Annotated in this window: 22 protein-coding genes; 16 read left to right on the top strand and 6 right to left on the bottom strand. The window is 73.6% G+C overall.

Annotated elements, in window-relative coordinates; translation table 11 throughout:
• Positions 1-23: 23 nt before the first annotated feature.
• From HDA32_RS09750 to HDA32_RS09790, 9 genes are all read left to right on the top strand, one after another.
• Positions 24-992 (top strand): ABC transporter substrate-binding protein, encoded by a 969-nt coding sequence (locus HDA32_RS09750; RefSeq protein WP_179642885.1) that lies wholly within the window; start codon positions 24-26, stop codon positions 990-992.
• 33 nt (positions 993-1,025) lie between these two features.
• Entirely contained in the window at positions 1,026-1,655 is a 630-nt protein-coding gene (locus tag HDA32_RS09755; RefSeq protein WP_312863111.1) for a GNAT family N-acetyltransferase, read from the top strand.
• A 27-nt stretch (positions 1,656-1,682) separates the two neighbouring features.
• Positions 1,683-2,921 (top strand): enterobactin transporter EntS, encoded by a 1,239-nt coding sequence (gene entS / locus HDA32_RS09760; protein ID WP_312863112.1) that lies wholly within the window; start codon positions 1,683-1,685, stop codon positions 2,919-2,921.
• Between the two features lie 139 nt (positions 2,922-3,060).
• Positions 3,061-3,273, top strand: coding sequence for an MbtH family protein (locus tag HDA32_RS09765; protein ID WP_179642886.1), 213 nt, complete (start codon positions 3,061-3,063; stop codon positions 3,271-3,273).
• Positions 3,274-3,395: 122 nt separating this feature from the next.
• A complete protein-coding gene (panD, locus tag HDA32_RS09770; protein ID WP_218882946.1) occupies positions 3,396-3,797 on the top strand; it encodes an aspartate 1-decarboxylase in 402 nt (133 codons plus the stop codon).
• A 77-nt stretch (positions 3,798-3,874) separates the two neighbouring features.
• On the top strand, positions 3,875-5,167 hold the full coding sequence (gene entS / locus HDA32_RS09775) for an enterobactin transporter EntS (protein WP_179642888.1): 1,293 nt from the start codon (positions 3,875-3,877) through the stop codon (positions 5,165-5,167).
• Positions 5,168-5,237: 70 nt separating this feature from the next.
• On the top strand, positions 5,238-6,053 hold the full coding sequence (locus tag HDA32_RS09780) for a siderophore-interacting protein (protein WP_179642889.1): 816 nt from the start codon (positions 5,238-5,240) through the stop codon (positions 6,051-6,053).
• Positions 6,054-6,261: 208 nt separating this feature from the next.
• Positions 6,262-6,543, top strand: coding sequence for a hypothetical protein (locus HDA32_RS09785; RefSeq protein WP_179646585.1), 282 nt, complete (start codon positions 6,262-6,264; stop codon positions 6,541-6,543).
• A 69-nt stretch (positions 6,544-6,612) separates the two neighbouring features.
• The gene (locus tag HDA32_RS09790) at positions 6,613-7,911 is read left to right on the top strand and encodes an MFS transporter (protein ID WP_312863113.1); all 1,299 of its coding nucleotides are present in this window, start codon (positions 6,613-6,615) and stop codon (positions 7,909-7,911) included.
• A gap of 261 nt (positions 7,912-8,172) precedes the next feature.
• Here the strand turns inward: HDA32_RS09790 and HDA32_RS09795 are convergent, their stop codons facing one another.
• The 4 genes from HDA32_RS09795 to HDA32_RS09810 form a co-directional block, all read right to left on the bottom strand.
• The gene (locus tag HDA32_RS09795; protein WP_179642890.1) at positions 8,173-9,039 is read right to left on the bottom strand and encodes a (2Fe-2S)-binding protein; all 867 of its coding nucleotides are present in this window, start codon (positions 9,037-9,039) and stop codon (positions 8,173-8,175) included.
• Between the two features lie 185 nt (positions 9,040-9,224).
• Positions 9,225-10,403, bottom strand: a complete 1,179-nt coding sequence (locus HDA32_RS09800; protein ID WP_179642891.1) for a JmjC domain-containing protein — start codon at positions 10,401-10,403, stop codon at positions 9,225-9,227.
• Positions 10,404-10,661: 258 nt separating this feature from the next.
• Positions 10,662-12,746 (bottom strand): prolyl oligopeptidase family serine peptidase, encoded by a 2,085-nt coding sequence (locus HDA32_RS09805; RefSeq protein WP_312863114.1) that lies wholly within the window; start codon positions 12,744-12,746, stop codon positions 10,662-10,664.
• 178 nt (positions 12,747-12,924) lie between these two features.
• A complete protein-coding gene (locus HDA32_RS09810; protein WP_179642892.1) occupies positions 12,925-13,398 on the bottom strand; it encodes an Lrp/AsnC family transcriptional regulator in 474 nt (157 codons plus the stop codon).
• Between the two features lie 126 nt (positions 13,399-13,524).
• Here HDA32_RS09810 and HDA32_RS09815 point away from each other — a divergent pair, with 126 nt between their 5' ends.
• A complete protein-coding gene (locus HDA32_RS09815) occupies positions 13,525-14,148 on the top strand; it encodes a LysE family translocator (RefSeq protein ID WP_179642893.1) in 624 nt (207 codons plus the stop codon).
• Here the strand turns inward: HDA32_RS09815 and HDA32_RS09820 are convergent.
• Positions 14,145-14,897, bottom strand: coding sequence for a 4'-phosphopantetheinyl transferase family protein (locus HDA32_RS09820; protein WP_312863115.1), 753 nt, complete (start codon positions 14,895-14,897; stop codon positions 14,145-14,147). The genes HDA32_RS09815 and HDA32_RS09820 overlap by 4 nt on opposite strands.
• 242 nt (positions 14,898-15,139) lie before the next feature.
• Between HDA32_RS09820 and HDA32_RS09825 the strand changes: the two genes are divergently transcribed.
• On the top strand, positions 15,140-15,313 hold the full coding sequence (locus HDA32_RS09825) for a hypothetical protein (protein WP_179642894.1): 174 nt from the start codon (positions 15,140-15,142) through the stop codon (positions 15,311-15,313).
• A 6-nt stretch (positions 15,314-15,319) separates the two neighbouring features.
• On the opposite strand, the gene HDA32_RS09830 is transcribed toward HDA32_RS09825, so the two are convergent.
• Complete coding sequence (locus HDA32_RS09830; RefSeq protein ID WP_312863116.1) at positions 15,320-16,339, bottom strand: LacI family DNA-binding transcriptional regulator; 1,020 nt, start codon at positions 16,337-16,339, stop codon at positions 15,320-15,322.
• A 199-nt stretch (positions 16,340-16,538) separates the two neighbouring features.
• On the opposite strand from HDA32_RS09830, the gene HDA32_RS09835 reads away from it, so the two are divergent.
• The 5 genes from HDA32_RS09835 (at position 16,539) to HDA32_RS09855 (ending at position 22,807) form a co-directional block, all read left to right on the top strand.
• Positions 16,539-18,368 carry a glycoside hydrolase family 2 protein gene (locus HDA32_RS09835; RefSeq protein ID WP_179642895.1) on the top strand — a complete coding sequence of 610 codons (1,830 nt, stop codon included), beginning with the start codon at positions 16,539-16,541 and terminating at the stop codon, positions 18,366-18,368.
• Between the two features lie 261 nt (positions 18,369-18,629).
• Complete coding sequence (locus HDA32_RS09840) at positions 18,630-20,000, top strand: extracellular solute-binding protein (RefSeq protein WP_179642896.1); 1,371 nt, start codon at positions 18,630-18,632, stop codon at positions 19,998-20,000.
• Positions 20,000-20,941, top strand: coding sequence for a carbohydrate ABC transporter permease (locus HDA32_RS09845; RefSeq protein ID WP_179642897.1), 942 nt, complete (start codon positions 20,000-20,002; stop codon positions 20,939-20,941). The genes HDA32_RS09840 and HDA32_RS09845 overlap by 1 nt, the downstream gene beginning before the upstream one ends.
• Before the next feature lies 1 nt (position 20,942).
• On the top strand, positions 20,943-21,872 hold the full coding sequence (locus tag HDA32_RS09850; protein WP_179642898.1) for a carbohydrate ABC transporter permease: 930 nt from the start codon (positions 20,943-20,945) through the stop codon (positions 21,870-21,872).
• A 128-nt stretch (positions 21,873-22,000) separates the two neighbouring features.
• Complete coding sequence (locus HDA32_RS09855) at positions 22,001-22,807, top strand: DeoR/GlpR family DNA-binding transcription regulator (protein WP_179642899.1); 807 nt, start codon at positions 22,001-22,003, stop codon at positions 22,805-22,807.
• The last annotated feature ends 40 nt before the right edge of the window (positions 22,808-22,847 follow it).

Here is a 22,847-nt window from a genome sequence, read left to right on the forward strand (position 1 = left end):
GAACACCACCCCGAGGAGCAGACATGACCAGTCCCGACCCGGTGCGCCGGGCCCTCGCCGCGGGCGCCGCGGCCCTGCTGCTGACCGGTCTCACCGCCTGCGGCGCCGGAGCCGGGCAGGCCGAGCCGACCGGTGACCGGACCCGCGCGTTCACCAGCGACCACACCGGGGAGCCGGTGCGGATCCCCGCCGATCCGCAGCGGATCGTGGCCATCGGCTGGGCGGTGACCCCGCTGATCTCGGTCGAGGAGGCCGACCTGGTCGGCGTCACCCGAGGCACCCAGGACACCAGCCTCACCCCCGAGGAGCTGGAGAAGGTGGAGTCGCTGCCCAGCGTCGGCACCGACCTCGACATCAGCGTCGAGGAGGTCGCCGCGCTCGAACCCGACCTCATCGTCTCGGGCCTGGCCGCGGCCATGGACTACGACTACGCCGACCTGGAGCAGGTGGCCCCGGTGGCGGTCGCGGCCATGAACACCCCGGCCGAATGGAAGGACATGAACGACCGGGTCGCCGACGCCGCCGGAGTGGCGGACGCGCACGCCGAGCTGAAGGAGCGCTACGACGAGCGGGCGGCGGAGATCGAGGAGACCCACGCCGACGTCCTCGCCGACACCCGCTTCGCCTCGATCGCGGCCTTCGGGGACGGCAACTGGACGCTGGAGCACCGGGACGCGCACGGGACCACCGTGCCCGCCGACGCCGGGCTGGACTTCACCGAGCAGGCCGAGGGCGGCGCGTTCAGCGAGTCGCTGTCGTATGAGGAGCTGGACCGGCTCGACGACTACGACGCCGTGCTGACCCGGGCGACCGAGGAGGGCGAGCCGACCGAGCAGATCGCGGAGGTCATGGAGCAGGGCCCGTGGCGCGGCGTCGAGCCCGTGCGCGAGGAGCACGTCTACCACGTGCCCCGGCTCGGCGCGATGAGCTACACCAGCGGCCTGCTCGTCCTGGACGAGCTGGAGGAGCGCGTGCTGAGTGATCTCCAGTGAGCCGAGCCGTTGATTCGATCGGAGGTTGAGGCGGTGCCCGAGACGACAGGGGCCCGGCCGGGCAGCGGGCGGGAGCTGCACGACGGGCTGGCGCCCGAGGTGCTGCGCGCCGGCCCGCCGCCGGTGCCGGTGCTGGCGGCCCCGTTCAGCGCACGGACGGCCGACCCAGGGGGATCCGACCTCGACCTGGTCCACGCGTGGATGAACCGGCCGCACGTGGCCGAGTTCTTCGGCCAGGCGTGGTCCAGGCGGGACTGGGCCGGCGAGCTGGCCGGGCAGCTCGCCGGGACCTACTCCCGGCCGTTCGTCGTCGCCCGCGACGGCACCGACGTCGGCTACGTGGAGCTCTACCGCGCGGCCCGCGACGTCATCGCCGGGCACTACCCGGCCGACGCGGGCGACATCGGCCTGCACATCGCGATCGGCTCGCCCGGCGACACCGGCAGGGGGCTGGGCCCGGCCATCGTCGGCGCCTTCGCCCGGGCCCTCTTCGCCGTCGATCCCGCCTGCCGGCGCGTCATGCTGGAACCCGACGCGGCCAACCGCGCGGCCCGCAGCGCGGCCCTGCGCGCCGGGATGCGCCTCCTCGGCGAGATCGACCTGCCGCACAAGCGCGCCGCGCTGTTCGTCCTGCCTCGGACCGAAGAGGATGTACCGGGGTGACGGCGTCCAGAATCCGAACGGAGTCACGTGCAGCTCGCCCGCCTGGTGATCGATCTGGGGCCGCTGAGGGCGGGCGGAGCGTTCCGGATCCTCTTCGCGGCCCGCCTGATCTCGCTGTTCGGCGGCGGTTTCCGGATGGTGGCGCTGCCGCTGCAGGTCTATGCGATGACGCAGTCGTCGTTCCTGGTGGCCAGCGTCGGCATCGTCAACGGGGTGGCGAGCTTCGCCGGTACCCTCATCGGCGGCCTGCTGGCCGACCGGCTGGACCGGCGCCGGCTCGTGCTGGCCGGGCTGGGCACCGAGGCGGCGGTGGTCGCGCTGTTCGCCGTCAACACCTACCTGCCGCCCGAGCCCGTACTGGGGCTGATCTACGTGGGTGCGGCGGTGAACGGGGTCGTCGGCACGATCGGCCTGATCGCCCAGCAGTCGGTGGTCCCGGCCCTGGTCGGCCGGGACCGGCTGGCGGCGGCGGGCGCGCTGTTCGCGCTGACCGCGCAACTGGGCGCCATGGCGGCGCCCGCGCTGGGCGGCGCGCTCATCTCGGCCTGGGGCGTCGGTATCGGGTACGTCTCGACCTCGGTCATCGCGGCCGTGGCCATGGCGGCCGTGTGGTTCCTGCCGCTGCTGCGCCCGACGGGGGACGCGCGGCTCCAGCCGGTCCTGGCCGCCGTCGGCGAGGGGCTGCGGTTCGTGGCCGGGGACGCCATGGTGCGGCCGCTGCTGCTGCTCGGTTTCGTCCAGGTCCTCTTCGCCACGCCCATGGTGCTGGTCCCGGAGTTCACCGACCGGGTGCTGGGCGGCGACGCGGCCCTGGCCGGGCTGCTCTACACGGCCCCGGCGGCCGGAGCGCTGCTGGCCTCACTGACCAGCGGGTGGACCGGGCGGGTCCGGGGCGGCGGCGCCATCGTGACGGGGGCGGTCGCGCTGTGCGGGGTCTCCGTGGCGGCGCTGGGCGCGAGCAGCAGCGCGGTGGCCGCGATCACCGCGCTGATGCTGCTGGGGTTCGGCCAGGCCGTCGAGGAGATCCTGCGTTACGCGCTGCTGCAGGCGCACACGCCGGACGCGCTGCGCGGCAGGGTCAACAGCGCGTGGCTGGCCCAGGCGACGGTCGGCGGTTCGCTGGGCGCCACCGTGCTGGGCCTGCTGGCGGCGCTGGCCGGTCCGGCGGCGGCCCTGGTGGCCGGCGGCGCGCTGTGCGTCGGGGGAGTCGCGGCGATCGCCGCGGCGTGCCCGGGGCTGCGCCGCGGCGGCGCGGGCGGCGGGTGAGCGGGCGGCGTACGCGGTATGCCGATCCTCACCGTCGGGTTGCGCCGCGGGGCTGGTGCGTGCGGGCCGGGCCGTCTAGAGTTCTCAGCAGACTAAGAAGGCTAGCCTTGCCTAATATCTCTATGTCGGGGAGGATCCCATGAGCAATCCGTTCGACGACGCCGACGGCGCCTTCCTCGTGCTCGTCAACGCCGAGGAGCAGCACTCCCTGTGGCCGGAGTTCGCCGCCGTCCCCGAGGGCTGGACCGCCGTCCACGGGCCCGTCCCCCGCGACGAGGCGCTGGAGTACGTGAACGCGCACTGGACCGACCTGCGTCCCAGGAGTCTGCGTGTGGCCATGGGGGAGGCCTGACGGCCGCCCCGGCCCCCGGTTGCGCGTCCCGGCCGGGGGTGGTCCCATGATGGATGGTCGGGGGGCACCCGTGAGGGGCTCCACCACTCCATCGCGAAACGAGGAAACCCGTGCAGCGCACGATGCTCAACGGCAAGATCCACCGGGCCACCGTGACCCGGGCCGACCTGCACTACGTCGGCTCCGTCACCATCGACGCCGACCTCATGGACGCGGCCGACCTCGTCGACGGCGAGCAGGTCCACGTGGTCGACATCGACAACGGCAACCGCCTGGTCACCTACGCCATCACCGGCGAACGCGGCAGCGGTGTCATCGGCGTCAACGGCGCCGCCGCGCGGCTGGTGTCGCCGGGCGACCTGGTCATCATCATCTCCTACGCCCAGGTCGAGGAGGGCGAGCGCGCCCGGCACACCCCCAAGGTGGTGCACGTCGACGCCGATAACCGCGTCGTCGCCCTCGGCGCCGACCCCTCCGAGCCGGTCCCCGGCTCCGGCCAGTCCGGCGCAGCGCTCTCCCGCTAGTGCGGTGAACCTGCGGGCGGGGGCCGACCGACCTCGACGGACACGAAGAAAGGTCCCCGTCCGATGCGTGGAACACCGTGAGAGCAGCCGACCTCGTCATCGACCTCACTCCGCTGCGCGCCAGCCGGGAATTCCGGGTCCTCTTCGCCGCCCGCCTGGTCTCGCTGTTCGGGATCGGCTTCACGATGGTGGCGCTGCCGCTGCAGGTCTACGGCATGACCGGCTCGTCGTTCGCCGTCGCCACGGTGAGCACGGTCAGCGGGCTGTCGATCTTCTGCGGGACCCTGGTCGGGGGGCTGCTCGCCGACCGGTTCGACCGGCGCGTCCTGATCGTCACCGGCCGGGCCGCGGGCACGGCGGCGTTCGCGCTGTTCGCCGTCAACACCGTGATCCCGGAACAGCCGCTGCTGTGGGTGATCTATGCGGGAGCCGCGCTCAACGGCGTCCTCGGCACGTTCAGCGCCGTCGCCCTGCAGGCCGCCGCGCCGGCGATCGTCGGGCGGGACCGGCTGGCCGCCGCCGGCGCGCTGCTCGCGCTCACCAGTGAGCTGGGCTCGGTCGCCGCGCCGGCGCTGGGCGGCGCGATCATCGCGGCGTGGGGTTTCGGCGTCAACTACACCATCACCGCCGTGGCCTCGGCGGCGACCACGGTCCTGGTCATGCTGCTCCCGCCCCTGAAGCCGGGCGGGGATGCGGCGAAGCGGCCGGTTCTGCAGGCCATGGCCGAGGGGCTGCGCTTCGCCACCCGCAGCCCGGTCGTCGGCCCGCTGCTGCTGCTCGGGTTCGTGCAGCTCCTGTTCGCCATGCCCCAGGTGCTGATCCCGGAGTTCACCGACCGGGTGCTCGGCGGCGGGGAGACCGCGGCCGGACTGCTCTACACCGCGCCGGCGGTGGGCGCGCTGATCGGCTCGCTCACCAGTGGCTGGACCGGCCGGGTGCGCCGCGGCGGCGCCGTCCTGCTCGGCGCGGTCGGCCTGTGCGGCCTGGCCGTGGCCGGGTTCGGCGCCAGCCCGCACCTGCCGCTGGCCTTCGCCGTCCTGGTCCTGCTCGGTCTGGGGCAGGTCATCGAGGAGATCCTGCGCTACTCGCTGATCCAGGCGCAGACCCCTGATGCGCTGCGCGGCCGGGTCAACAGCGTCTGGACCGCGCAGGCCACCGTGGGCGGCTCCCTGGGGGCGATGACGCTGGGTGCGCTGGCGCCCCTCCTCGGCCCCGGACTGGCGATCATCGCCGGGGGCACCGCGACCGTCGCGGCCGTGGCCGCCATCGCGGCGCTCTTCCCCGGACTGCGCCGGGCCGGTGCGGCGCAGTCCCCGGAGGAGGCCGGGGCGGCGGAGGGAACCGGGACCCGGCGCGGCAGTGCGAGTTAGCTGAGGCTAAGCTAATATCTGCGTGACGGTCCGAACGCCGGGCCGCGCAGGCTTTCGAGGAGCAGCCCGTATGGCAGTCGCGCAGCGACAGACCCGACTGGAGATGTACCCGCTCAAGCCGCGGGTGCTCGAAGTGCGCTCGGTCGAGCGCATCACTCCGCGGATGATCCGCGTGACGCTGGGCGGCGACGACCTGGAGGGCTTCCGCAGCGACAACCACGCCGACCACGTGAAGCTGTGGTTCCCCGACGAGGAGACCGGCGAGCACGTCCTGCCGATCGTGGAGAACGACCGCGCCCTGAACTTCCGCGCCCCCGGCGTGGTCTTCCGGGACTACACCGTGCGCCGCTTCGACGCCGCGGCCCGCGAGCTGACCGTCGACTTCGTCGCCCACGACCACGGTCCGGCCGGCCGGTGGGCCGGGCGCGCCGAGCCCGGCATGCGCCTGGGCGTGCTCGGACCCCGCGGCACCGAGTTCGTCCCCGACGACTACGACCACTACGTGATCGCCGCGGACGAGACCGCGCTGCCGGCCGCGGCCCGATGGCTGGAGGAGCTGCCGCGCGACGCCGCGGTGCAGGCCTTCCTCGAGGTCGCCGACGCGGCCGAGGAGCAGCGCGTCGACGCGCCCGCGGGCGCCTCGGTCACCTGGCTGCACCGCGACGGGGCCGAGGCCGGCGGCACCGGCCTGCTGGAGCGCGCGATCCGCGACCTGCGGGTTCCCGAGGGCGAGTGCTTCGTCTGGGTCGCCGGCGAGGCCACGGCGCTGCGGCCGGTCCGCCGCCTGCTCAAGGAGCGCGGATTCGTCAAGGGGCGCTCGATGGACGTCGACGGCTACTGGCGGCGCGGCACCTCCAACCTGGACCACCACGAGGAGGACGACTGAGCCGGCCCCGGCTCCCCGCGCCCGGACGGGTCCGGTCCCGGGCGCTGTGACCGCATCCGGTCCCGCGCCCACCGATGCCCTCCCGCGTCTTCCACTGCGCAGCCGCCCCGTGTGAACCTGGTGGGCACAGGCCCACCACGGTGGAGGGAACCCGGTTGAGCGTGGTCGTGTCGTGCCGCAGGCCGATGGCGCCGCCGTGCGCGTCGCGATGACCGGCGGCGGGCCGGGCGGGTCCTCCGAGGCCGATCCGCGCGAGCGCCACGACCCCGACCGGCACGGCGTCGCCGCCCACATCCAGTGGCAGAAGCAGGACGCCTGGCTGGTCATGTGGGGCCCCTACACCCGCCGCTTCTGGGCCTTCGCCCGCTGGCCGGTCCCGCTGGGCGGCGCCGTCGTCTCGGCCCCCGACCCGGCCGGACTCTACACCGAGATGCGCGAGGTGGAACGCCTGCACGGTTTCCTGCGCTGGCGTTACGGCCGCCGGTCCTGACCTCGCCCGGCTCGGCGCACGCGAAAGGTCGATAAGGTCGAAAAGGCGACGAATGGGGGCGGGACGAGGGTGACCACCACTGAGGGGCCGCAGGTCGGAGCGGGCGGCCGGACGATCGATCCGGTCCGGCTGCAGCGCCGCACCGTGCTCGTCCTGATGGCGTCCCAGATCATCGGCGGCGTCGGCGTGGGCTCGGCGCTGTCCGTCGGCGGGCTGATCGCCGAGGAGCTGACGGGGTCGCAGTCCTGGGCCGGCATGGCCACGACCATGATCACGCTCGGCGCGGCGCTGTTCGCGCTGCCGCTGGCCGGTATCGCCGCGCGCCGCGGCCGCCGCCCGGGCCTGAGCCTCGGCTGGTTCGTCGCGGGGACCGGCGGAGCGGTGATGATCGGCGGCGCGCACGCCGGCCTCTTCGCGGTGTTCCTGCTCGGCGCGGTCCTGTTCGGCTCGGGTACCGCCACCAACCTGCAGTCGCGCTACGCCGCGGCCGACCTCGCCGGCGAGCGCAGCCGGGGACGGGACCTGTCGCTGGTGGTGTGGGCCACCACCATCGGCTCGGTGGCCGGCCCCAACCTGACCGGCCCCGGCGCGGTCGTCGCCGGATGGCTGGGCCTGTCCGCGCTGCTCGGGCCGCTGGTGTTCTCCACCGTCGGACTCCTCGCCGCCGCAATGCTGATCGCGGTGCTGCTGCGCCCCGACCCGCTGCTGGCCGCGCGCGGACTGGCCGGCGGGGACGCCGCTCCGACCGCGGCGCGGCGCGGCTCGGGACCCGGGCCGTGGGCCTCCTTCGGCACGATCGCGCGCTCGCCGGGAGCCGTGCTGGCCGTGGTGGCCATCGTGGCCAGCCACGCCTGCATGGTCATGGTCATGACGATGACGCCGGTGCACATGTCGCACGGCGGGGCCACCCTCACCGTCATCGGCCTGACGATCAGCCTGCACATCGCCGGCATGTTCGCCCTCTCACCGCTGGTGGGATGGCTGGCCGACCGGTACGGCCGGATTCCGATGCTGCTCGCGGGCCAGACCATCCTGATCGCCGCCGCGGCCGTCTCCGGAACGGCGGGCCACCACCAGGGCATGGTCGTGACCGGACTGGTCCTGCTGGGAGTGGGCTGGTCCTTCGGCCTGGTCTCGGCGTCGACGCTGCTGGCCGAGTCGCTGGAGCCCCATCAGCGGCCCGGCGCCCAGGGCGTCTCCGACATGGCGATGAGCCTCGGCGGCGCGGCCTGCGGCGCCCTCTCCGGCGTGCTCCTCGGCGCGTTCGGCTTCGGCGTCCTCAACGCCGTCGCGATCGCCCCGGCCGTCCCGGTGATCATCCTGGCCCTGCGGACCCTCAGCGCCCGGAGCCGCGCCTCGGCCCGCTAGGTCGTGTTTTCCGAACCATTTCGGGCTCGCGACCACCAGGCAGGGCCCCCGCTGTGCGAGGCTGCGGAGCTTGCGGAGCAGCGCACAGTAGGGGCCTCTCGCTGCGCCGATGTCGCTTGAACAGCCAACCAGGATGATCTGCGCGAATCGTCTTGCGAGAGATTGCCTGGACGGCCGCTCGCGGGCCCCCGCTGTGCGAGGCTGCGGAGCTTGCGGAGCAGCGCACAGTAGGGGCAGCCGAAAGCCTTCGTCAAACACTCCCTAGGGAGCCAGGGCGGGGTTGCGGATCCACTCCTGGAGCTCGGTGCGGCGCTGGGAGTCGGGCTTGAGCGGGCAGGTCGTGCAGTAGCCGTGCTCGGGATCGCCCTTGTAGTCGAAGCAGCAGGTGCCCCGGACCGCCCAGGTGCCCCTCGGGTGGTTCTCGCAGAACGGGAAGAGCCGCGGCCGGGCGCGGGTCACCGCGCCGGCGTGGCCGAGCGCGTCGCCCAGCCGGTCGGCGCGGTCCCAGGCGGCCTCGGCGTCGCGGCCGAGGAAGCGCGCCGGGTTGAGCATGTAGAAGTGCAGGATGTCCATGACCCAGCCCCACAGCGTCCGCAGGCCCACCCGCGTGTGGGCGTGCACCGCGTCGATGATCGGGGAGAACGCCCGGACCATGCACGCGGCGGCCAGCCGGTCGAGTTCGGCCTCGTCGGCGACCACGACCGCGTCGGGGTGCCCGGCGTGCGGGTCGTCCGGCAGCACCGCGATCCGCGCGCCGGTCACCATCGGGGTGCCGAAGCTGGCGTTGGAGCGCCACGGGAACCACAGGTCGGCCGGGTCGAGCAGCGGCGCGCGCCCGGTGAGGTAGACGCCGGCGGAGACCATGAAGATCGGCTCGCGCAGCAGCGCGCGCAGGAAGTGCGTCGCCGCGGGCAGCAGGTGGCCGGGGCCGTGGTGCGCCGTGATCTGGTCGAACAGGGCGGGCACCGCGTCTTCGGCGACCATCAGGTCGGTGCGGTACCAGTGCTCGGTCCCGGGGTGGTCGCGCACCGAGAGCACCTCGGGGGTGCGGATGTCGGGCAGTGGCGCGAACTTCAGCGGGGCGCAGGCGTCCACCACCGTCTGCAGGGGGTGGTCCGTGCGTGCCATACCGAGAACGTCCCCCTCGCGGCTGAATCGTGGACACGGCTTTCGCGCCCCGTCGCGGGCCGGGACGGGGCGCACGGAACACAGTGGTCCGAAGGCGCCTCAACGGCCCGGCTTCTTAACTGAGGCTACCCTAATCGATTATTCGATGGCAATCGCGGCCCTCACGTCGCGCCGCTCCGGTTGCGTCACCGCAGCAACACCAGGTGGTGCCGGACCAGGGCGCGCACCACCCCGACCGCGGTGGGCAGGGAGGTGTCCGAGCGCTCGGCCAGCTCGCCCAGCGGCAGCGAGCGCTGCGCGGACAGCGCCGCCAGCACGGGCTCGGCCGCGGCGGGGAACCGGTAGCGCCGACCCGAGACCGTGACCGTGACGGCGTCGCCCTCGCGCTCCAGCGGCGGGGGCAGGATCGGGGTGAACTCCACCACCGTCTCCGGACCCGGCTCCGCGTCCTCCACCGCCCACGGCAGGGAGAAGGACTGCCGGCGGGGGAAGCGGGCGTCGCGTTCGGCGAGGAGGGCGTCGACGTCGTGCCGCTCGGCCAGATCGGTCAACCGCCGGACCAGCTCGTGGTGGTGCTTGCGGCGCTCGTCGGGCGAGGCGAACCGGGGCAGGTCGGTGCGCAGGAACTCGATGTCGTGCAGCCGGTCCAGCAGCGCCCGCGCCCAGTCGATCCCGGTGGCCCGGGTGAAGCCGAACGTCAGGTGCATGCTGACGTCGCCGGTGCCCTTCACCGTGTGCCACCAGCCGCGCGGGACGTGCAGCACCTGCCCGGGGCGCAGGACCCCCTCCCAGAGGGTCCGGTCGGGCGGGGTGTGGGAGTGGTCGGCGTCGACCTTCATCGGGTGGGGGCGGCTGCCCTGGCCGTGTACCTGCCAGGACTTGGTGCCGGCCACCTGGACGATGAAGGTGTCGTGGTCGTCCCAGTGGGTGTCGAAGCCGTGCGAGTCGCCCCAGATCAGGTACAGGTTGACCTGCGCGCGCTCGCGGACCAGGCGCATCAGGTCGTCGGTCGCCGCGCGGACGGGCGGGTGCAGCCGGTCGATCCCGTCGATCACCATGCTGGCGCCCTCGCGCAGCTCCCGGTACAGCGCCTCGGGCCGGATGAGCCTGCGGGCCGTCCCCGAGGCCTCGGCCGCCTCGGTGTAGCGGGCCGCGGGGACCGGGGCGCCCTCGCGGTGCAGCCGCAGCCGCGGCGGCTCCAACTGGTGGGTGCTGAGGATGCCGCTGAGCGCGTCGAAGTCGAGCAGCGGGCGCACGGCCCCGGCCCCGAGGTCGGCGAAGACGAAGTCCTGGGACAACCGCTCCCTGAGCAGGTCGTCGCCGACGGCTGCGCGCAGCGTTTCGGTGAACAGGCGGTCGGTCACGGGCGGTCGTCCTCCAGGGCGAGACGGCGGGACGAGAGGTGGCCGCCGGTGGGTGTCGGCCCCCGGCGACCGGTCACGCGATCACTGGATCAGATGAAGTCGGAGCTGGAGTCGGTGCCGTCGCTGTCGCCACCCGCGGTGATGTCCCGCGAAGTGACCTCGGTCAGGTCCTCGACCTCCACCTCGAACTGGTTCGGGTCCATTTCTTTCACCTCTCTTCCTTTTGAAAGTGAGCCGTCCCCGGCGGTGGCGCGGTGCTCAGCGCGCCGGTGACAGCCCCGTCTGGGCGGCGGCGAACGCGTGCGCGTCGGCCGCCAGGTCGACGGCGCGGGTGACGGCGCGGGGGCCGTGCCCGACGCCGCGCTCGTAGCGCAGCAGCACGGGGCGCGCTCCGCCGTTGACCTCCTGCAGGGCCGCGCACATCTTGCGCGGGTGCGCGGCGTCGGTGCGGGTGTCGCCGTGGAACCCGGTGAGCAGCACGGCCGGGAGGTCGCGCCGCCCCTGCTCCAGCGCCCGGTGGTAGGGCGAGTAGGCCAGCAGCGCGGCGAAGTCGCCGGGGTCGGCGACGGTGCCGAACTCCGCCGTCCACATCGCGCCGAGACCGAGTCGTTCGAAGCGGACCATGTCGGCCAGCGGCGCCGAGGCGATGACGGCCGCGCACAGGTCCGGCCGCGCCATCGCGGCGGCGAGCACCAGCAGGCCCCCGGCCGACCCGCCCGACAGGCACAACTGGCCGCGGGTGCAGTGACCGGCCGCCACCAGGGCGTCCCCGGCCGCGACGAGGTCCTCGACCGCGCGGACCTTGTTGCGCCGGGCGCCGCGCAGGTGCCAGTCGCGCCCGGAGTCGCCGCCGCCGCGCACGTGCGCCACCGCGTAGCGGCCGCCCGCGCGCAGCCAGGCCAGCACGGTCGCGCTGAACCCGAACTGCCGGGGCCGGCCGAACCCGCCGTAGGCGTGCAGGATCGTCGGGCGCGGCTCGTCGAAGCCGCGCAGCGAGAACACGCTGACGGGCACCCTGGTGCCGTCGGCGGAGCGGCACCAGGCGGTGCGTCGGCGCACCCGCGAGGGGCGAGGCGGCGCCGCGGCCGCGGGCCAGCGCGCCGGCTCGGGATCGCCGGGCCGGCAGGTGAGCACGGTCTGCTGGGTGGCCACGTCGGCGTAGCAGAAGTGCGCCGAGCCGTCCTCGTCCGGCTCCAACCGGGTCACCATGCCCTCACCGGGCAGCGGCACCCGCCGCGGCGGCCGGATCCCGCGCGGATCGTGCGCGGTCAGTTCGCTGATGCCCAGGCGGGTGCGGGTGACCAGCACCTCGGTGCCGTCGCCCGCACCGGCCACGGCGAAGCCGTCCAGCGTCGCGCCGGGGTCCTCGGCCACGACCTCGCGCCAGTGCCCGGTGCCCGGCTCGGCCGGATCGGCGGCGCACAGGCGGCGGCGCGCGGCCCCCAGCGTGGTGCGCAGGTAGAGCAGTCCGTCGGGGCCGACATCGGCCTCGGATTCGCAGTCGGCGCCGACGTGCACGGGGACCAGGCGCGGCGCCTCCGGGGCGCTCGCGGCCAGGTCGGCGATCCACAGGTCGTTGCGGTGCCCGGTGCCGTGGCTGTGCGAGACCAGCAGCCACCGGCCGCGCCGCAGCCGCACGCCGGGAACGCTGCGCGGTCCGGCCGGCTGCACGAGCACGTCGGCCGCGTCCCGGCCCCGGGCGTCGGCGACGCGGTGCAGCCACACGCCGCGCCGGCCGTCGCCGTCGTCGCGGCGCACGTAGTAGAACGCCGGGGAGGCGGGATCGGGCAGCCAGGCCACGTGGGTGTAGCGGACGCCGCGCACCGGCTCCTCCACCGGCAGCCCGGTCGCGGCGGACAGCACCCGCAGCTCGCCCCGCTCGGTCCCGCCTCGGGAGGTCTGCACCGCCACCAGGGCGCCGTCGGGGCCCGGCTCCCAGGCGTCCAGGGTGGTGCCGCCGCTCGGGTCGAACGCCACGGGGTCGAACAGCACCCGTTCGGCGCCGTCGGCGAGCACGACGAGCCGGGGGTGCTCGGCCCCCGCGTCGCGCCGGGTCGCGAACACCGCGCCACCGCGGCGCACCGGGGGCGACCACAGGTCGGCGGCGACGAGCCCCCGGATGCCGGAGGCCAGCGAGGAGCGCAGCGGCCAGGTCGCGGCGGCAGCGGCGAACTCCCGCTCCCGCTCGGCGAGCCAGGCCAGGGTCGCGGGCGACTCGGGGTCCTCCAGCGCGCGGTAGGGGTCGGCGACGGGCCGGCCGTGGACGGTGTCGACGACCGCCTCCGGCTCCGCCCGCCCGTCGGCGGGGAGCACGAGGCCCCCGTGCACGGCTCGCGCGCTCACCTAGGCGCGCTCCGGCCGGGAACGGAAGCGGGTCGGGCGGCGGGCGAGGACAAGGAGACGGCTTCGCACGGTTCACATACTTCAAGCGCCGCCGCAAACCGGTCAAGTAACTCATTGCTTGCCCATAAGGACAGCAATGTCGCCCCCGGGTAACGTTTGGCGGCGCCGCGGCACGCCCTCACCCGGGCGGCAGCAGCGGCCCGCCGTCCCACTCCTGGAAGACGAGCATGGTCTGGACCCGGGTGATCTCGGGCCGGGCCGTGAACTCGTCGAGGACCAGGCGCTGCAGGTCGGCCACATCGGCCGCCGCGACGAGGACCAGGAAGTCGTCGGGGCCGGTGAGGTGGTACAGCGCACGGGTCTCGGGCCGGGTCCGGATGTGCTCGACGAGCGGTTCCACCAGCGGGCGGCGGTGGGGCTGCACCCGCACCGACAGGAACGCCTGGATGGGCCGCCCCAGCGCCTCCGGGGCCACCCGCAGGGCGTGGCCGAGGATGACGCCGCCCTCGCGCAGCCGGGCCACCCGGTCCAGGCAGGTCGACGGCGCGATCCCGACGGCGGCGGCCAGGTCCCGGTTGGTGATCCGTGCGTCGTTCTGCAGGACCCGCAAAATCTGCAGGTCAACCGGATCAAAACGCAGATTTTCCCTCATGGACCGAATCATATCCGGGAAAGGACAAAGAAGAACGGCACTAATTCATAATGGGTGTGCGTCGGCGGCGGGACTCCGCCCGTGCGTGAACCAGCGGATCGATCCGGTATCCGGAGGAGGGGCGGCATGTCCGAACACCTGTGGGTCTACATCGCGGCGACCGTCACGGTCCTCGTCGTCCCCGGACCGGACTTCGTCCTGGTCACCCGCAACACGCTGACCCGGGGGCGCACCGCGGGCCTGGCGACCGCCGCGGGGATCGCGACCGGGCTGGCCGGCTACACCGCGCTCGCGGCGCTGGGAGTCGCCGTCCTCGTCTCCGCCAGCACGACCGCGCTGGTCGTTCTGCGGTTCGCCGGTGCGGGTTACCTCGTCCTCCTCGGTCTGCAGAGCCTGGCCGCGCTGCGGCGCGGTGCGGGCGGGCGCGCCGCGGCCCCCTCGCCGTCCCGGAGCGGGAGGGGAGCGCCGTTCCTGCAGGGGCTGCTCAACAACAGCCTGAACCCCAAGGCCCTGGTCTTCTTCTTCACCTTCATGCCGCAGTTCGTCGTCCCGGACGCGCCCGTGTGGCCGCAGACCCTGTTCCTCGGGGGCACCGTGGTCGTGCTCGCCGCGGTGTGGTGGCTGCTCTACGTACTGGCGATCGCCCGGCTCTCCGCGCTGCTGCGCCGCCCCCGGGTCCGCCAGGGGATCGAACTCACCAGCGGCGTCGCCCTGACCTCCTTCGGCGTTGCCCTGGCGATGGCGGCCTAGACGTGCTGTCCTGGCACGGTGGTGAGCAGTTCCGTCGCGTCGTGCTCGACGACATCGACAGGGGCGCCCGTCAGGACCGCGAGCGCGGCGCGGTGGTCGGGCCCGGCGTCCAGGTCGCCCAGCCACACGTGTTCCGGCGCGCCGGGGGAGTCCCAGGCCAGCACCGCGGGGTCGTCGGCGGGGCCGCTCACCGCGACCGAGGCCAGCCCGCCGGACAGACCCTCGCCGGTCGCCTTGAGCAGGGCCTCCTTGCGCGACCAGTAGGTGAAGAACCCGGCCGTGCGTCCGGCGGCGGGAACGGCGTCCAGGGCGGTGCGCTCGGCCCCGGTCAGCGCGTAGTCGGCCAGCCCCTCGATGTCGCGGCCCTCGCGCACCTGCTCGACGTCCACGCCGACCGCCGCGCCGCGCGCCACGGCGACCGCGACCCGCGCGCCGGAGTGCGTGATGGACAGCTCCAGGCCCTGGGCCGGTCCGGCCGGACGCGGCTTGCCGTGCGGCTCCGGCCGGTCGCAGTGGCCGCAGTGCAGGGTGAAGGCCACCTCCTGCGGGGCGCATCCCGCCTCGCGCGCGCAGACCAGGCGGGCCAGCGCGTGCGCGGCGGCGTAGCGGTCCCGGTCGGCGGCCATCCGGTAGCGCGCGTGCCGTTCCCGTTCGCGCTCGTCGAGCAGGGCCGGCAGCGCGGCGGGGCCGGCCAGGGCCGGGTCCGCCCACCACACGGCACAGGTCACGGGGTTCGCCGGTCGGATCACCGTCCCATTGTGGCGCCTCCGCCGACCGGGCCGTCCCGCGGAGGGCCGCCGGGCGCCCGCGGGACGGTCGTCGGCGGGGCCGGGGACCGCCTCCCCCGGTCGGGAGAAGAGGCGGATATGGCCCGCCCGGGGGTGTAAGCCGGCTCGGGACCGGGCATGCGTTAGGTGATCTCCCGACCGGCGCGCGGTCGCCACCGTCCGGGAGGACAGCAGGTCAACCCCGGACCTGAAGGAGCGAACGCATGTCGGTCATGGTCATGTTCGGCGTCGCCACTCTCATCGTCCTCGCCGTGCTCGTCACGTCCTTCATCCTGGCCCTCGTCCTGGACTCCGATATCCGCCCGGTCGACGACCTCGTCGACGACGACGTGATCGATGAGGCCTTCGCCGCGCACGGAGTGCGGTTCGGCCAGTAGGCGCCCTCAGGCCGCGCTGCTCTCCCTGACCACCAGGGTGTGCGGCACGACGATCTCGCCGGGCGGCCGCTCGGCGCCCTCCAGCCTGCTCAGCAGCAGGTCCAGCGCGCCGCGGGCCAGGAACGGCTTGTCGGGGGCGACCGTGGTGAGCGAGGGCAGGCTGTAGCGGCCGGCGGCGATGCCGTCGAAGCCCACCACCGCGATCTCATCGGGGACGGCGACGCCCGCCTCGTGCAGCGTCCGGACGGCGCCGAGCGCGAGGTGGTCGTTGAGGCACAGCAGCGCGTCGGGTCGGGGGGCCGCCGAGGACAGCAGCTCCTCGGTCAGCTCCGCGCCGTCCTGCCAGAGGAACGCGCCCGCCGGGCGCACGAGGGCGGGGTCGAACTCCAGGCCGGCGGCCTCGATCGCCTCCCGGTGGCCCTGGGTGCGCAGTTCGGCGGTGCCCAGGTCGGGGCCCAGGCGCCCGCCGAGGACGGCGATGCGGCGCCGGCCCAGCCCGAGCAGGTGCTCGGTGGCCTCGCGGGCGGCTGCGACGTTGTCGATCGCCACGTGGTCGTGCAGTCCGGGGGCGGTCCGCTCGCCCAGCAGCACCACGGGCAGCCGCGCCCGGTGCCGCCGCAGGTCGTCGTGGGCCATGGTGAGCGGGCTGAAGATGAGGCCGTCGGCGAAGTCGGCGTCGAAGCCGTCCAGCGCGGCGAGCTCGCGGTCCCTGCGGCCCTCGGTCTGGTGCACCAGGACCGTGGTCGAGCGGCTCTCGGCCTCCTTGATGATGTGCTTGGCGATCTCGGCGAAGTAGTCCTGGTCGAGTTCGGGCAGCACCAGGGCGATGATGCCGGTGCGGCCGCGCCGCAGGTGGCGCCCTGTCAGGTTGACGCGGTAGCCGAGTTCGGCGATGGCCTCCCTGACGGCGCCGCGGGTCTTCTCCGTGACGTGCGGGTAGTCGTTGATCACGTTGGAGACGGTCTTCTCCGACACCCCCGCGCGCCGCGCGACGTCCTTGATCCTCGGCCTCGTCGCCACACTCACCTCCGAATTCCTGCCAGTCTAGGGCGATTGCGCCCAGTGGGAGCCTGGGAGGAGTGAACGCGGGCGGTCGCGGAGGGCCGCGGAGGACTCCGCTCTTTACATCGATGTAAATCCGTGCTGGCATTGCGGGTGCGGCGTTCGCCGCGCGGCCCGGAGGCGACCGGGCCGCACGTTGCCATGATGAGTCAAGGAGTGGCCCGTGCCTGTTCAGGCGCCTTCCGTTCCCCGCCCGGAGCATCCCCGTCCCCAATTCGTCCGCCCCGACTGGCTCTGCCTCAACGGCGAGTGGCAGTTCGAAACCGACCGCGGGGACAGCGGTCTGGAACGGGGGCTGCGCGAGGCCGAGCTCGCCGGCCGGATCCTGGTGCCGTTCTGCCCGGAGTCGGAGCTGTCCGGCGTCGGCGAGACCGACTTCCTCGAAGCGGTCTGGTACCGCAGGACGGTGACCCTTCCCGACGCCTGGACCGGCCGCCGGGTGCTGCTGCACTTTCAGGCGGTCGACTACGACGCGACGGTGTGGGTCAACGGCGTCGAGGTGGTCCGGCACCGCGGCGGGTTCACCCCGTTCAGCGCCGACCTGCACGGCGTCGCCGAACCCGGCGAGCAGGCCGTGATCGTGGTGCGGGCGCGCGACTCGCGCCACGGCCCCCAGGCGCGCGGCAAGCAGGCCACCTGGTACGCCAATACGCACTGCAACTACACCCGCACCACCGGAATCTGGCAGTCGGTGTGGCTGGAGCCGGTTCCCGACGCGCACCTGCGCCGCCCCCGGATCACGCCCGACTCGGCCGCGGGAGCCTTCCACCTGCGGCTGCCGCTGTCGCAGACCCGGCGGGGGCACCGCGTCCGGGCGGTGCTCAGCGACGGCGGGGGCGTGGTGGCCGAGGCCGAGGCCCCGGCGGACCGGGACCCCGCCCCGCACCTGACGCTGCCGGTTCCGCCCGACCGGCGCCGCGCGTGGTCGCCCGACGACCCGCACCTGTACGGGCTGCGCATCGAACTGCTCGACGCCGAGGGCCGCGCGGTCGACGCCGCCGACAGCTACGCCGGCCTGCGTTCGGTGACGATCGAGGGCAGGTCCGTGCTCCTCAACGGCCGGCGGGTCTTCCAGCGGCTCGTGCTCGACCAGGGCTACCACCCCGATGGGATCATGACCGCGCCCAGCGAGGCCGCCCTGGTCGCCGACATCGAGCTGGGGCAGCGCGCCGGCTTCAACGGGGCCCGGCTGCACCAGAAGGTCTTCGAGGAGCGCTACCTCTACCACGCGGACCGGCTCGGCTACCTGGTGTGGGGGGAGTTCGCCGACTGGGGGTGCGAGACCGGCGGGCACTCCTCGGGCCGCAACCAGCAGCCCGACGCCTCCTACGTCTCCCAATGGCTGGAGGTGCTGGAGCGGGACCACTCCCACCCCTCGATCATCGGGTGGTGCCCGCTGAACGAGACCTACCAGCTCCTGCACGACCGCACCACCGCGCTCGACGACGTGACGCGGGCGATGTTCCTGGCCACCAAGGCCGCCGACCCCACGAGGCCGGTGATCGACGCCTCGGGCTACGCACACCGGGTGCCCGAGACCGACGTCTACGACTCGCACAGCTACGAGCAGGACCCCGCGGCCTTCCGCAAGCAGATGGCCGGCCTTGCGGAGGGGGCGCCGCACGTCAACACCGCTCCGGACGGCCGGGCCTGGTCCGTGCCCTACCGAGGGCAGCCCTACTTCTGCAGCGAGTTCGGCGGGATCTGGTGGAACCCCGAGGCGCTCGGGGAGCTCAGGGACGGCGGTTCCTGGGGCTACGGCGAGCGGCCGCGCGACGCCGAGGAGTTCCACCGGCGCTTCGAGGGGCTGGTGGAGGTGCTGCTGGAGGACCCGGAGATGTTCGGCTACTGCTACACCCAGTTGACCGACGTGTTCCAGGAGCAGAACGGCATCTACCGCTTCGATCGCGGCGACAAGCTGGACGTCGACCGGATCCGCGCGGTCCAGCGGCGCCCGGCCGCGTTCGAGGAGGAGGGGCCGGCCGGCACGTGAGCGGCGGCCGGATGCACCGGGGCGATCGCGCACCGGCGTGGTTGATCACTTGTGACCGGAAATTGATCGAACCTGCTCAAAGAACTCTTTACAGCCCTTATACATCGATGTAAAAAGGGGAAACAGTGTTGCGGGGGTCACATCGCCGGGTCGTGAAGAGACACACGGCCGGTCTCGGGCGACGTGGCCCCCGGCCATCCCCCGCAGGCCCCCTCCGGCGCCGCCGGGACCGGGGCCGAGGTTTGAACGAGGAGGTCGTCGATGGTGCAGCGATCCCATGACGGTGCCGGGCCGCCCGGCGCCGCACGCGGGCAGGCCCTCCTGAGCAGGCGACGGCTGCTGCAGGGCGGCCTCGCCGGGGCCGGGGCCCTGGCGCTGGGCGGGCTGCTGGGCGGGTGCGGCCCCGCGGCCGGCCCCGGCGGCTCGACCGTGCGCTACTGGAGCCTGTTCAACGGCGGCGACGGGGCGCTGATGGAGCGCATGCTCGCCGAGATCGCCGAGCAGGCGCCGCACCTGCGGGTCGAACCGACCGTGCTGGCCTGGGGAGCGCCCTACTACACCAAGCTCGCCATGGCCTCGGTCGGCGGCCGGGCCCCGGAGACCGGCATCATGCACCTGTCCCGGCTGGCCGGGTACGCGCCCGGAGGGCTGCTGGACCCCTTCGACCTCGGCCTCCTCGCCGAGTTCGGGGTCGGGGCGGAGCACTTCCTGCCCGAGCTGTGGGGGCGCGCCTCCCACGACGGCCGGCACTACGCCATCCCCCTCGACACCCACCCCCTCATCGTCTTCTACGACACCGGGACGGCCGACCGCGCCGGCCTGCTGACCAGTGAGGGCGCGCTGCGCGCGTTCGAGTCGCCGGAGGACTTCGTCGAGGCGTCGCGCGAGCTGGCCGAGGCCAGCGGCGACAACGGGGTCGCCTTCGGCCACGTCAACGACGACGCGCAGGGGTGGCGGGTCTTCTTCTCCCTCTACAGCCAGACCGGGGCCGCCATGGAGCTGCCCGCGGGCGGCCCCGCCGTGTTCGACCCCGACGCGGCGCTGCGGGTCTTCACCCTCCTGGCCGAGGTGTTCGACGGCGAGACGTCGTCGAACCGGCTCGACTACCAGACCGCGCTGGCCGGCTTCAGCAGCGGGCGCTCCGGCCTGCTCTTCTGCGGCGAATGGGAGCTGCCCTACCTCAGGGACGCGGTGCCCGACCTCGGGGTCGCGCCGTTCCCCACCCTCTTCGAGCAGCCCGCCTCCTACGCCGACTCCCACTCCTTCGTGCTGCCCCGCCAGTCCGATCCCGACCCCGAGCGGGTGCGCGCCGCGCACGAGTTCGTCGCCCTGATGGTGCGCGCCAGCCTCACCTGGGCCGAGGCCGGACACGTCCCGGCCTACCAGCCGGTGGTCGAATCGGCGGCCTACCGCGGACTCGGCCCGCAGACCGACTACGCGGCGTCGGCCGAGAACCCGGCCCTGGAGCCGGCAGCCTGGTTCGCCGGAGCGGGCTCGGACTTCCAGAGCGACATGGGATCGGTGGTGCAGACCGCTCTCATGGGCGCCGGCCCCGAAGCCGCCGTGGACCAGCTCGACCGCGCCCTGTCGAACTGGGTGGCCAGGACCAACCCGACGGAGGAGAGCGCGTGATGAGTGCGCCCACGGTGACGCGCGGCCAAGACACCGCCCCCCGCTCCCGAGGCGAGCAGGTCGCCTCGGCCCCGCTCCTGCAGCGCCTCGCCGGCTCCCCCTGGAGCTTCCTGCTGCCCTTCCTGCTCGTCTACGGGGCGTTCCTGCTCTGGCCGCTGCTGCGCGGGTTCTGGCTCAGCTTCACCGACACCGCGCTCAACGGCAGCGGGGGCGCCTTCGTCGGCCTCGCCAACTACGCCGAGGCGCTCGGCGACCCGATGATGTGGAACGCGCTCGGCAACACCGCGTTCTTCACCGTCATCAGCACGGTCCCGTTGGTGCTGATCGCGCTGGCCATGGCGCTGCTGGTGCACAGCGGCCTCCCGGGGCAGTGGCTGTGGCGGCTGTCCTTCTTCCTCCCGTTCCTGCTTCCCGTGGCCACCGTCGCCCTGGTCTGGAAGTTCCTGTACAACCAGGACTTCGGTCTGATCAACCAGTTCATCGGGTTCTTCGGCGGCGAGGGCGTGGGGTGGCTCAGCGACACCGGCGTCGCGATGTGGTCCATCGCCCTGACCACCGTGTGGTGGACGGTCGGCTTCAACTTCCTGCTCTACCTCGCCGCGCTGCAGTCGATCCCCGACCACCTCTACGAGGCCGCGGCAATCGACGGAGCCGGCGCGTGGGCGCGGCTGCGCTCCATCACGCTGCCGCAGCTACGGGGCACCACCGTGGTCGTCTGCGTGCTGCAGCTGCTGGCCTCGCTGAAGGTCTTCGACCAGATCTATCTGATGACGATGGGCGGCCCGCAGGACTCGACGCGCTCGCTGCTCCTCTACGTCTACGACGTCGGGTTCACCGGCTACCGGTTCGGCTACAGCGCCGCGGTCTCCTACCTCTTCCTCGCGATCGTCGTCGTCATCTCGATCGTCCAGCTCCGTCTCGCCGCACGCAGGAGGGCATGACATGGCCGTCGACACCGCCACCCGCCCGGCGCCGCCCGGACCGGCCCCCCGCGCCCGCGCGCAGCGCGGCGAGACCGCCCGCAGACAGCGCTCCCTCGTGCTCGGCCCGGGACCGGTCCCGCGGATCCTGGGCATGGCCGCGCTGATCGCCATGGCCGCGATCTGGCTGCTGCCGATGGTCTGGGCCGCCGCCACCTCGCTCAAGACCGAGCAGGACGCGGTCGCGCTGCCGCTGAGCTGGATCCCCGAGACCGGGTTCACGCTGGAGCAGTACCGCGCGATGTTCGCCGAGGGCGACGTCCAGCTCTGGATGTTCAACAGCCTCGTCATCGCGGTCGCGGTCACGGCGCTCACCGTCGTCGTCTCGGCGCCGGCCGCCTACGCCTTCTCCCGCACGGCCTTCCGCGGCCGCAGGACGCTGTTCGTCCTCACCATCGCCGCGATCATGGTCCCGCCGCAGCTCATGATCGTCCCGCTGTTCGAGCAGATGGCGGCGCTGAACCTGGTCGACACCTACGCCGCGGTGATCCTGCCCCAGCTCGTGATGCCGGTCATCGTGTTCATCCTCAAGCGCTTCTTCGACAACATCCCCCGGGAACTGGAGGAGGCGGCGCGGATGGACGGGGCGACGAACTGGCGGATCCTGGTCTCGGTCGTCCTGCCGCTGTCGCGGCCGATCCTGGCGGCGACGTCGATCTTCGTCTTCATCACGGCCTGGAACAACTACCTCTGGCCGTTCGTCGTCATCACCGATCCGGCGCTGATGACCCTCCCCGTGGGCATCCCCAACGTGCTCGACTCCTACGGCACGGTCAACGCCATGCAGATGGCCCAGTCGGTGATCGCCGCCGCGCCGATGGTCATCGTGTTCATGCTCTTCCAGCGCCAGATCGTGCGCAGCGTCGCGACCACGGGTCTCGGCGGCCAGTAGCCGGGGCCGCTGCGGCGCCGCCCCGGCGGCCGGTCGCCGACCGCCTGACCGTTTATGATCGGATTGCACGAACGTTCGCCGGGGCCGGGCCCGCGGCGCGGAACAGCGCGAGGTCGAAGGGCACACCCATGACAGAGGACGGCAAGCCGGCGTTCGCGGCCGAGCGGCGGGAACGGATCCTGGAGCTGGTCCGGGCCAACGGCGCCATGGCGCTGCGCGACATCGCCACGCAGGTGCGCGCCTCGGAGGTCACGGTGCGCCGCGACGTGCGCGCGCTGGAGGCCGAAGGACTGATCGACCGGCGGCGCGGCGGGGCCGCGCTGCCGGGACGGCTGGGCCACGAGCAGAGCTACGCCCAGAAGACCCGGCTGGCCGCGCCGGAGAAGCTCGCCATCGCCAAGGCGGCGGCCCAACTGGTCGAGGACGACGACGCGGTCGTCCTCGGTGCCGGCAGCACCACCGAGGCCCTGGCCAGGGAACTCATCGGACGGCAGAACCTGACCGTTGTGACCAATTCGCTGCTGGTCGCCCAGGTGCTGGCGGGCGCGCCCGGGGTGGACGTGGTGATGACCGGGGGGTCGCTGCGCGGTTCGATCCTGGCGCTGGTCGGCACGGCCGCCGAGCAGTCGCTGGCCGGCCTGCGCGTGCACCGCGCGTTCGTCTCCGGCAACGGGGTCACCGCCGACCGGGGCCTGAGCACGCCCAACCCGGCCGTGGCCAGCGTGGACCGATCGCTGGTCGCGTGCGCCCAGGAGGTGGTCGTCCTGGCCGACCACACCAAGGTCGGCGTGGACACGATGGTGCAGACGGTCCCGCCGGAGCACATCGCGCACCTGGTCACCGACAACCACGCCGACCCCGAGGTGCTGATGACGCTGGAGGACATGGGCACCACGGTGTACGTCGCCGTGCTGGAGATCGACCGCGGGGAGTAGCCGGCCTCCGATCGGAACCGGTCGCGAAGCGCCACGGCGC

This window comes from Spinactinospora alkalitolerans (assembly GCF_013408795.1).
Classification (GTDB): domain Bacteria; phylum Actinomycetota; class Actinomycetes; order Streptosporangiales; family Streptosporangiaceae; genus Spinactinospora; species Spinactinospora alkalitolerans.